Genomic DNA, 10,214 nt, shown 5'->3' with positions numbered 1-10,214 from the left:
TTCATCGATTTATTATCTGTATGGGTTTTTTATTTGTGTTTTCTTGTTGAATAGATTGCTGCAGGATGGGCGGTTTTCAAAATTTTTGAGTGGCGCGTCTTTTTCTGGCATATGTTTTTTGGTTGTGTGCTATTTTTTTGGGCTTGGGGAATATAAGTTTCCTCCGCGTTATAATGGGTTCTTTAACGACCCAAATCAGATGGCGTTTTGGGTTTTGTGCTGTTATTCAATGTTTTGTCTGGTAGTTATGGAGCGAGTTGGCCTAAAATTAGTTTTGTTTTTTGCCTGCACGCTTGTTGTGTTTGCCAGCATGTCTAGGTCTGCGTTAGTCGGCTTGGTGTTGATTTCGGCGGGTGTTCTATTCAATCTTTTGGCCAAGCCAGGAGGTCGGCGTCGATCTAATGGTTCCCTGATCTCAAAGATTTTGTTGGTTTCGGTGATGCTGGCGGGAGGGGTAATTTTTATTAGCTCATTGGGCGATGTATCCCAAGCTATGTTCGACAGATTTTCTGATGCTGATCTGGGTGAGCAGGCTGATATTCGTGGTTATGGGAGAATTTTGAATTTTCCTGAATATCTCGTCTTTGGATCTGGGCAAGGGCTCGATGAAAGATTTAATTCCCCTGTGGAGATTCACTCAACATGGGCGGGGTTGTTTTTTTATTATGGTTTATTCGGGTTGATATCGTTTCTGATTTTTGTCTTTCTTGTGATGCGGAGGCTGAGTCTTGATCAGAATTTGATATTTCTGGGGCCGCTGTTTTACAGTTTCTCAACTTTTGGGTTGAGGTCGCCTATTTTTTGGGTTTTTGCTTGCGTTGCGATATTCTCCGGGTGGAGGAATTCTTATGGCGATTGATGGTTGATTTTTATGGCTATAAATTCAAAGACGAAGACGGTTATTCTGATAGCAGTGACTGTTCCGGAAACTTTTTTGTCAATTCTTAAGCTGCAACCAAGATTCCTAAATGGTGAATTCGAGGTGGTTCTAGTTTGCTCTCCGGGAGCGAATGTTTTGGATATCGGTGAAAATGAGGGAGTTGCGGTTAATGTGGTAAAAATGCGAAGGGGTATAAGCCCTTTTCGTGACATAGTTTCGATTGTTGGGATGGTTCGTTGCATTTTGCGTTGCAAGCCAGAAATTGTTCACTCGTATACGCCTAAAGCCGGGCTTATTGCTATGATTGCAGCGAGGCTATGTTTCGTTCCAGTGCGAGTTCATACTTTTACCGGTCTGATTTTTCCTACAGCTCATGGAATTAAGAGAGAGCTTTTGATATGGATAGATCGCTTGATATGTTTCTGTGCTACACGCGTAATTCCAGAGGGGAATGGGGTCAAGAACGATTTGCAAAGATTCCGTATTACGCATAGGCCATTACAAGTGATTGGTCATGGAAATATTGCTGGTGTTGATACAAGTTATTTTTCTCCAAATGCGATTGGTTTGAGTAAGTTTGCAGTGGAATTGAAGACGCAACTTGGTATCGATTCCGACGCGTTTGTGTTCTGCTTTGTTGGTCGGTTGAACAAGGACAAGGGGATTGGGGAACTGATGCAGGCGTTTGCCGCTTTGCCGTCAAATGCACATCTGCTGTTTGTGGGTGAACTGGATCAGACTGCACCTGTGGGTGCTGATGTATTAGCGAGCATCGAAGCGCACCCTCGCGTGCATATGTTGGGGTTTCTAGTTGATGTCCGCCCTGCGTTGCGCGTGGCTCACGTGCTGGTGTTACCAAGCTATCGTGAAGGCTTTCCCAATGTGGTGTTGCAGGCAGGAGCTGTTGCATTGCCTGTCATTGCTACTGACATTAATGGTTGCAACGAAGTGATAGAACCTGGTTTTAATGGTTGGTTGGTGCCTCCGCGCGATGCCCCAGCTTTGCAGTGTGCGATGCGAGATGCTATGCAGACATCGGCGACAAAGCTTCAGGAGATGGGGAGTCGGGGCAGAGAACGAGTTCAGATCCGTTTCGAGCAACGGGGGCACTGGGAGCGTATGGCGCAACTTTATCGGGGTATGTTGCCTGCGGACTAGGCGCCGCTATGGTGTTTTTTTATTTTTTGCATTGTATGGATGCTTGTAAAAAATAATGGTCGTAAAATAACTTATATTATTGGTATCGTAATTATATTAAATGTAGTTGGGGTGTTTTATTTTTCAAGATTATTGCGAGTTGCTGGTGATGGATGTATCGTTCTACTGTAGAGTGCATTAAGAATGGTTTGTTCGGTACTCTTCTTCTGTACATGAGGGAGGGAATTTGCTCCTATGTACGAGGATTGATGGGGAGTGGAATTTACGATTCGTTAAATGAAAGATATTTGAAAATGAAACGACTTTTCGATTTTCTTTTGGCCACTTTGGCGCTTGTATTGCTGGCCATACCACTGCTTGTTCTTATCTGCTTGGTTCGTCGGAAGCTGGGAAGCCCAGTTTTCTTTCGACAGATGCGCCCGGGACTGGGTGGTAAGCCGTTCGAGATGCTCAAGTTTCGTACAATGTCAAACATGCGGGGGTCGGACGGCCAATTACGATCCGACGCGGAGCGGCTCATGCCATTCGGTCGTTTCCTTCGCTCCACCAGCTTGGACGAACTCCCCGAACTATGGAACGTACTGAAGGGCGACATGAGTCTGGTGGGCCCGCGCCCACTTCTCATGGACTACTTGCACCTGTACACCCAGGAGCAAGCCCGACGTCACGAAGTCCGCCCAGGCATCACCGGGTGGGCGCAGATTAACGGCCGCAACGCACTGTCCTGGGATGAGAAGTTTGTTTTGGATACGTGGTATGTCGATCATCGCACGTTTTGGCTGGATCTGAAAATCCTGGCTTTGACCGTAAAGAAGGTGCTGGTGCGTGATGGAATCAGCGCAGCCGGTGAGGCCACCATGACGCGATTCACCGGTGCGCCGGCCAACGAACGGAAGGAGTGAGCGATGAAGTTGATTGGAATCTATGGCGCTAGTGGATTTGGGCGCGAAGTGATGCCGCTGGCGCGTGCCCAACTGGCGACTGCCGGGGCGGGTTCGTTCGAGTTGGTGTTTGTGGACGATGGTGAGAATCCACTCATAAGCAACGGTCATCGGGTGTTGTCATATTCGCAGTTTCTGGCGGAGCCTGCGGTCGATAAGCAATTGAGTTTTGCTATAGGAGCCAGCCAGGTGCGCGAGAAGCTGGTGTTGCGCGCGGAGCGGGATTGCGTGGATTGCATAGATATCTTTGCATTCAACGCCGTGGTCTTGGATGACGTTACCATCGGCCCCGGCGCAGTGATCTGTCCGTTCGTTACGCTGACGAGCAATATCCGAATCGGCAAGCATTTTCACGCTAATATCTATTCCTACGTTGCGCACGATTGCGTCGTGGGGGACTACGTGACGTTTGCTCCTGGGGTAAAGTGCAATGGCAACGTGCTGATCGAGGATCACGCCTATATCGGCACGGGCGCAGTACTCAAGCAGGGTAAGCCGGGCGCACCCCTCGTCATCGGCCGCGGCGCGATTGTGGGCATGGGTGCTGTGGTGACGCGGGATGTGCCTCCTGGCGTCACAGTGGTGGGAAATCCTGCACGCCCGTTTGTCAAATAAGAGGAGCCGAGATGCTGAATACAGGTTTTTCACCTTGGCCGAGTTTCACGCCTGAAGAGCTGGCAAGCGTGCAGAACGTGCTGGCGTCCAACAAAGTCAACTACTGGACCGGTTCCGAAGGCCGCGAGTTCGAGCGCGAGTTCGCAGCCTGGGTAGGCACCAGCCACGCTGTGGCGCTAGCCAACGGCACGCTTGCCCTCGATGTAGCCCTGAAGGCGCTGGACGTCGGCGCTGGCGATGAGGTGATTGTCACCTCCCGTACCTTCCTGGCATCCGTTTCCAGTATCGTGCTGGCCGGCGCGACGCCTGTTTTTGCCGATGTCGATCGCGATGACCAGAACATTACTGCCCAGACCGTGCGTGCAGTGCTGACACCGCGTACCAAGGCAATTATCTGCGTGCACCTTGCGGGCAGGCCTTGTGACATGGATCCCATCACGGCACTGGCCAGGGAGCATGGCATTGTGGTGATCGAGGATTGCGCACAGGCGCATGGCGCTGTCTATAAAGGGCGGGCAGTCGGTTCCATCGGTGACATTGGGGCCTGGTCTTTCTGTCAGGACAAGATCATGACCACGGGCGGCGAAGGCGGGATGGTTACCACTAACGACCGTGATCTGTGGTCGCGGATGTGGGCCTACAAGGATCATGGCAAGAGCTATGAGGCGGTCTACGAGCGCGAGCATCCGCCAGGCTTTCGCTGGCTGCATGAGTCGTTTGGCACCAACTGGCGTATGCTGGAAATCCAGGCCGCCATTGGGCGGATCCAGTTGAAGCGGATGGCCGATTGGACCGCTCGGCGTACTGCCAATGCGATGACGCTGGTAGAGGCACTGAAGCCGTGTAAGGCACTGCGCGTTCCGTTGCCGCCCGCAGGTGTGGTGCATGCCTGGTACAAGTTCTACGCGTTCGTGCGGCCTGAGGCGTTGGCTAGTGGCTGGGATCGGGACAGGATTATGGCCGAGATCAATGCGGCAGGCGTTCCGTGCTATTCGGGTTCCTGCTCCGAGGTGTATCTGGAGAAAGCATTCGATGGCACAGGCTGGCGGCCAGCCGAGCGTTTGCCGGTGGCAAGGGAACTGGGTGAGACCAGTCTTCTATTCCTGGTGCATCCGACTCTGACGGAGGCGGAAATCACCCGGACCGCACAGGTGGCGCGTGCAGTTGTGGAGCAGGCTACGCGTGGCTGAGAGGGCGGAGCGTGCAAGTAAGTGGAGGGTCTACTCCACTTCTTGTCTTGCGTGGCGCCCTGACTGTAAGGGCACCCGGTCATGATGCTGTGGGAATATGTCATCCCTTTCGGGGATAGTACCTGGACACTGCCGCTCGCAGCGTCCATTGCGATTGTTTCGCTGCTAGGTGGGTATAGGGCGCGTGCATTGCATTGGTTGGCGTGCTTTGGGATTGGCCTCACAGTGATCATTGCAGGCAAGCTGGCATTCGATCTGGGAGGCTGGTGTCTGCCAGCGGCGGGCTTCTACAGTATCAGTGGCCACGCCATGCAGACCACGGCGATTTACCCGTTGCTGTTTATGGTGATTGGCGCAGTGTTTGGCGAGCGGGCGGTGCGATGGGGCTTCTATCTTGGGCTGGCGGCTGCGCTTCTCATGGCTGTTACGCTGGTGGCCGGAAATTATCACACTCTCTCGGAGACCGTAGTCGGCATGATGGTCGGCATGCTAGTGGTCTGCTCATATATGCGCTGGCAGCCAAGCTTGCGGCCAGTGCATCTGTCATTGCTTGTTGTGTTGCCGTTGTCAGTTGCGTTGATCTTCGACATGCATGATACAGTCAATCCAACCAAGGCCGCGCTCTGGCAGAGAGCGGCGCATTGGATGGGTGCTACCGAACAGTACACGCGCCAGATCTATACCGACCCGGTCAGCGGTATGCGGCGCATCTCGGTGCGGCTACGGCAAATCCTTTGACGGCTGGTTGACCCGTATGAGGTCGCCTGACTGACGGGCGCGGTAGTGCCCGTCAGTCTTGTGAGGCTCAATCCAAACCAGCTGCATTCAAGCTATACTCCAGCAGCTGCCATGCCACGGTAGCCGGGATTGGCGTCCTGATGTACAGGCGGACCAGCGGCAACGCTGCTGGCTAATTGTCGCTGTATGGAGCCTGTCCATGATGTTTGGATCTAGGGGTGCGTGCTCGCACCTTCTCAGTGTTTCCCTCTTGCCAGAATCCATTGCTTGTTGGTGTTCATGCCCGATAGGTGGCGATTCTCTGCGATCGCAGCGGCACTTCTCACTTACCAGAAGCGCTCGTCAGCGGTCTAGGGAGATCGGCCATGTGTGAGGTCAAGCGCTATGGAATAGGGGCAAGCCGGGTGGGTCGGAACACCGGTCTCACAACCCACGCCAAGCTCGAATCTCCCGCCGAGCTCGCCGCCACCAAAGCCGCGCAACTCCACTCCCTGCTGCTCATGACGCCCGGCAGCGCCCTTGAGCAATTCGTCAGCATGGATGCTGCCATTCAGGAAAGCCTGCTTTCTCTTGCGGCGGATCTCGCGTTGGAAATTACGGTGCTGAGCGAACTGGAACTTGAGCACGTGCAGGATGGGATGGCTTCCGTTTCAGCGCCGGCGTAAGCGGCTCGGCTTCGCCATGATCACCGGCCGGCAGGTGGGTTGTAGGGCTGGCGGCGGCAAGGTGAACCTGAACCGCTACGTTTCAGGACTGGGGCTCATGCCAGCCGCAGGTTTGGCCGTATCTGGCAGGAGAGGATTGTCAAAAACGGAAGTTGATCCGGATGAGCATCGGAGCATCTCTCGGCGTTGTTGCGTCTATCTCATGAGCGATCCCCCGGCGCCTGCCATCTTCATCTGGTCATTGGCTTGGTCCAGCATCCGTAGCGCTTCGTCGAAGACACGTAGCGTCTCTTCCTGGCCCCCCTGGTCTGGCAACAGCCCGGTGCGATCAGCCTTTACGCCGCGGATGAGTTCATCAAGGCAGCCGGGCTGCCGTTGCACGGCACGTTGCAGCAACAGGTGTAGGAGGTAGACGCAGGCGCCGAGGCGTGGGCCCGGTTCTTGTGTTCATGCATCGCAGCGACTGTTTCCCTGAACATCGCCTGCTCTCTTGTTCGGAAATTTGGCGCGGCTTCGTTCGAGGTATGCTAGCTGATCGGCTTTGGAGATGAGCTCGGCATTTCTCTTTACAAAGAAGGAAGGGGCTTCCAGATAGGCGAGCCAGTCCGTTTCTCCGTTCAGATAGGCATTGATCCAGACCTCTCTGATCTGCTTTACCGAATACGCTTTAGTCATAGCGCAACAGGATATCGAGCTGCTCGGCGATGTCGGACAGTTTGTGGTCCATCACACGCTTCGCGTCAAGCACACCTTCGTTGTAGGCCTGGGCGCGCATCAGCTTGTACAGCTTCTCGGCAAACGGCACCACTTCCATGTTGCCAACTGAAATCTGGAGTTCGCTATCCAGTAGATCCCGCACTTGCGAGGAGAATTTGATCAGGTCGAGCTTGTCGTTTTGCATGATGCACGGATGGATCTGAAGTGAAGTGGAAATGCGGCGGCGGTATCTATTTTGTAGTCGTGTGGTGCTCCTTGTCAGCAGTTGGAAATCGATAGCTCCCGCGCAGTCGCGCGTAGGCGGAGGCCCTGCAGGGATGCTGGCAAGCCCGTCCGGTGTGCGAGAGGCAGCCATGTCCGGCTGCGGCGTTCGCGCTGGGCTAAGGCAACGCGCAGGCGATGGGTGGCCAACAAGTTACGGGAGGAGGGAGGCTTCGGGATTGGGAAATTTCCCAACGTGCATGGAGAGAGGGAGGAACCGGCGCGCATTGGCCGGTTGGCTATGTCAGCGACGCTATGCGCCACGGATACGTCCCCGGCATCGTTGCCGCCATCCTGGCCTGAATGTGCTGGGTGCCTGACAGGTGCGGACATATCAGCAGCAGTTCAACGACACCCTCCAGAACGTGGCGTGGAATGCCCGATCCGGTCCCTTGCCGAACGCAATCAATGGCTTGCGGCCGGCAAGGACTGGCGGGAGCCTGCCTGAGCATGATGCTGCCGTTTTTCCTTCAACCAGTGGAGGAAAAAGGAAAAGGGCAGGCGCCAGCGAAACCGAATGCGCCCGCCCTGGCCCTCAGATCAAGCCCTGCACCCGATTCACAGCTCCGTCCAACTGCTGCTTCAACGGCGTCAGCAAGCAATGCAGCCCATGCGTTGCCTCGAATGTATCGCCGTCCGCCTCCAGGAGCCGCAGCACCGCACCCAGGCCGGCGATCACGCGCAGCAGAGTATCGCAGCCATCTTGCGCCGCGACATGCATGCTGCCGCGCAGCTCGGCCAGCTGGTAAGCGAGTTCCTGTACACGGAGCTTGTCCGGGGTGTCGGCGGGGAATGTGAGTTCGATGAGTTCCGCGATCAGCGCGGATTGCCGGGCGATGGCAAGGGTGTGTGCGTGCTCGAACTGAGCGGTGGTGTTGTTGGGCATAGCGGCCTCCTGCACAAACTGTGGTTGTCGGCCTAGATATTCCCGGGTTTCCACGCCCGATCACCGTTGTTCGCGGTGAAGGGAGGATTCTCGGCCACGCGCGCCGGCATGTCAATCAGCGCTACGCGAGCAAGGCTGTCACAGGCGGCGCACCGGCCCGGGTAGCCGTTCTCGGCAATCGGCCATCCCCAGCCTTCCCGCTAGCCGGGGCGACCGGCTGCGGGTTGCCGAATGCGGCCAAGGTCGATCGCTCACGCGGCTGTGGATTCGTGGCGGCCGGCGTCGTGCCGGTGCGCGGCTGTTAGCGCCTGAATATCGGCATGCCCGTATTTGACGTCTTCCTCTATATCCTGGGAAAACATATCCCCCCATCGGGGGGGATAAACTCAATTGTCTCTGATGGGATTACATTCCATCAGATCTTTTTATGTCTGAACTGAAAACAATAAAATTTATGTTCCAAATGATTTAGGTTAAAGTTCGGTCCGTTCCTGATGACAGGACGGGTTGGACATCGTCCTTCCACGGCCTGCGGGCGCCGTTTTTCTCTTCGGGCCTGCCTTGCGTTTCCGATATGGATATGCGTTTTCAGAAGGAGATTTTATGGATGCCAAGGGAGAGAATTTCATCAGATTGTGATGTGGATAGGGCATAAACGACAGTGTAGGGTGGCTTGAGTCAGCTTATGTCTGCATTGCATGACAATACAAGGCCGCAATTTGTTATTTGCGGCCTGTGGCAGCATCCGCCGAAGAGCGGAGTGGCGTTGGGCTACTCGACGCCGGTTATGCCGCGACACTCCAATCCCCCGCGCCCTTTCAAAGGGCAATCGTGTACGGCATATGGCTAGTGGCAACATCATGCCGGATGCGCGGCGAGCGCGATGACAACGCACAAGAGCGGGCTTCAGCCCGCCGGGGCGGCGCGCGCGGCGTGCAGACCGGACAAACGGACCACAGCGGCACGCTAGACCTCGAAGCAGGCACCAAAGCGGCACGTTGTGGCATGGGGTAAAGAGGGTCCCATTGATAAGGGGCAACATGCAGGATCTAGGGGTATTTACGAGCGACGAGCTCGACAATTATTTTGCGTCGTACGTCGGAATGGAGGGAGGTAACCCGCAGGCATCCGTCTGGATCTGCGACAGAAGTCCGCATCCCTGGCTTGAGCCGCTGGCCAGGCCATTGCGCCCGAGCATGGAGCCGCCCGCATGGGATGCGGCGTTTCGTGCCAGGCACCGGGAGGATATGGGGCGCTGGCTCCAGCATCAGCGCATTGCCCGCATCATGGCCGCGGCACGTGCGCAGGCGCTGGGCTTGAGGTCGGACGATGACGACTGGAAGCCATACTTCTGGGAGCGCCTCTACGCGCCGGATGGCAACGAGTTCAAGCTGAACCTGTTCCCCCTGCCGGCGCAGCTCGATGGGCTGACGCCCTGGTCCAAGGTGTTCCGGGGCCAGCCCGAACTGGTGCCCAAGGAGCGCTACCTGGAGCTGTGCCGGAATGGCGCCCGTTTCCGCTTTCTGGAAACGCTGCGTGCCCGCTGGCGGCCCAAGGTGATCTTCTGCCTCGGTTATCGGCATGAGGAAGACTACCTCCGGGCATTCGGGCTGGAAGCCGTGGTGGCCGAGGAATTGCCGTTCCAGCCGGCGGACCTGGTCAAGGTCCTGCGCGTGTACGTCAGGGACGGCACCACCTGGATCGTCTGTCCTGCTTTGGCGGGCAGCATGGGACTGACCTCGGATGTGCTGCTGAATGCATTCGGAAAGCTGCTTGGCGCGCGCCTTGCGCCGAGCGATTTTGTGGAGTCCGCCGAGACGCTGAACAGTGTGCCGGCCGGCGCATTTACCGGGTTGCCAGGGGCCTGCAATGAGGTTCAGGGCGCCATGATGGCGCGGACCATGTCGGGTGCGTGGGCCGGTGCCGCAAGTAGCGGCAACGGCGTGCAACGGCAGGCATCAGCTCGGTCAGGCGCGGTGTCTTGCGCCACTGCCTCGGAGGCCACGCCTCATATGCCCGCCCAGGCGCTTTGATTGGCTTGTCCGCCGTTCCGGCGGACTGCGCATCGGCCGCCAGTGGCGACATGCCGTAAGCCCGGCGGAATGCCCTGGTGAAGTCCGACGCCGCGCCAGAGCCGAGACCGGGCGCGATCTGCTCCACGGG

General features: G+C 56.1%; 10 protein-coding genes. 8 read left to right on the top strand and 2 right to left on the bottom strand.

Annotation, left to right across the window (positions count from 1 at the left end):
- The 7 genes from P3W85_RS11070 to P3W85_RS11040 all read left to right on the top strand — a co-directional run.
- Window positions 1-859, top strand: an 859-nt coding sequence (locus tag P3W85_RS11070; RefSeq protein ID WP_276264818.1) for a hypothetical protein, incomplete at its 5' end; no start/stop codon positions are given.
- A 75-nt stretch (window positions 860-934) separates the two neighbouring features.
- Window positions 935-2,038, top strand: coding sequence for a glycosyltransferase family 4 protein (locus P3W85_RS11065; protein WP_430869529.1), 1,104 nt, complete (start codon window positions 935-937; stop codon window positions 2,036-2,038).
- Between the two features lie 293 nt (window positions 2,039-2,331).
- Window positions 2,332-2,940, top strand: coding sequence for a sugar transferase (locus P3W85_RS11060; protein WP_276264817.1), 609 nt, complete (start codon window positions 2,332-2,334; stop codon window positions 2,938-2,940).
- Window positions 2,941-2,943: 3 nt separating this feature from the next.
- A complete protein-coding gene (locus tag P3W85_RS11055; protein ID WP_276264816.1) occupies window positions 2,944-3,594 on the top strand; it encodes an acetyltransferase in 651 nt (216 codons plus the stop codon).
- 11 nt (window positions 3,595-3,605) lie between these two features.
- Window positions 3,606-4,784 carry a DegT/DnrJ/EryC1/StrS family aminotransferase gene (locus P3W85_RS11050; RefSeq protein ID WP_276264815.1) on the top strand — a complete coding sequence of 393 codons (1,179 nt, stop codon included), beginning with the start codon at window positions 3,606-3,608 and terminating at the stop codon, window positions 4,782-4,784.
- Window positions 4,785-4,865: 81 nt separating this feature from the next.
- Entirely contained in the window at window positions 4,866-5,522 is a 657-nt protein-coding gene (locus P3W85_RS11045) for a phosphatase PAP2 family protein (RefSeq protein WP_276264814.1), read from the top strand.
- Between the two features lie 365 nt (window positions 5,523-5,887).
- Window positions 5,888-6,187, top strand: coding sequence for a hypothetical protein (locus P3W85_RS11040; protein ID WP_276264813.1), 300 nt, complete (start codon window positions 5,888-5,890; stop codon window positions 6,185-6,187).
- 667 nt (window positions 6,188-6,854) lie between these two features.
- On the opposite strand, the gene P3W85_RS11035 is transcribed toward P3W85_RS11040, so the two are convergent.
- Both P3W85_RS11035 and P3W85_RS11030 read right to left on the bottom strand, forming a co-directional pair.
- Complete coding sequence (locus tag P3W85_RS11035; protein ID WP_276264812.1) at window positions 6,855-7,088, bottom strand: DUF2164 family protein; 234 nt, start codon at window positions 7,086-7,088, stop codon at window positions 6,855-6,857.
- A gap of 612 nt (window positions 7,089-7,700) precedes the next feature.
- Window positions 7,701-8,051 carry a DUF1484 family protein gene (locus P3W85_RS11030; protein ID WP_276264811.1) on the bottom strand — a complete coding sequence of 117 codons (351 nt, stop codon included), beginning with the start codon at window positions 8,049-8,051 and terminating at the stop codon, window positions 7,701-7,703.
- Between the two features lie 1,247 nt (window positions 8,052-9,298).
- Between P3W85_RS11030 and P3W85_RS11025 the strand changes: the two genes are divergently transcribed.
- Window positions 9,299-10,084 (top strand): XpsR family transcriptional regulator, encoded by a 786-nt coding sequence (locus P3W85_RS11025; protein WP_276264819.1) that lies wholly within the window; start codon window positions 9,299-9,301, stop codon window positions 10,082-10,084.
- The last annotated feature ends 130 nt before the right edge of the window (window positions 10,085-10,214 follow it).

It is taken from the genome of Cupriavidus basilensis, from assembly GCF_029335485.1.
GTDB classification, from domain to species: Bacteria; Pseudomonadota; Gammaproteobacteria; order Burkholderiales; family Burkholderiaceae; genus Cupriavidus; species Cupriavidus basilensis_E.
This window is presented reverse-complemented; position numbering and strand designations above follow the sequence as displayed.

Excerpts from the sequence above, each read along its gene's own strand:
- P3W85_RS11025 (WP_276264819.1), top strand. The coding sequence starts at position 9,299 with ATGGGGCGCTGGCTCCAGCATCAGCGCATTGCCCGCATCATGGCCGCG.
- P3W85_RS11030 (WP_276264811.1), bottom strand. The coding sequence starts at position 8,051 with ATGCCCAACAACACCACCGCTCAGTTCGAGCACGCACACACCCTTGCC.
- P3W85_RS11055 (WP_276264816.1), top strand. The coding sequence starts at position 2,944 with ATGAAGTTGATTGGAATCTATGGCGCTAGTGGATTTGGGCGCGAAGTG.
- P3W85_RS11035 (WP_276264812.1), bottom strand. The coding sequence starts at position 7,088 with ATGCAAAACGACAAGCTCGACCTGATCAAATTCTCCTCGCAAGTGCGG.
- P3W85_RS11040 (WP_276264813.1), top strand. The coding sequence starts at position 5,888 with ATGTGTGAGGTCAAGCGCTATGGAATAGGGGCAAGCCGGGTGGGTCGG.
- P3W85_RS11045 (WP_276264814.1), top strand. The coding sequence starts at position 4,866 with ATGATGCTGTGGGAATATGTCATCCCTTTCGGGGATAGTACCTGGACA.
- P3W85_RS11050 (WP_276264815.1), top strand. The coding sequence starts at position 3,606 with ATGCTGAATACAGGTTTTTCACCTTGGCCGAGTTTCACGCCTGAAGAG.
- P3W85_RS11060 (WP_276264817.1), top strand. The coding sequence starts at position 2,332 with ATGAAACGACTTTTCGATTTTCTTTTGGCCACTTTGGCGCTTGTATTG.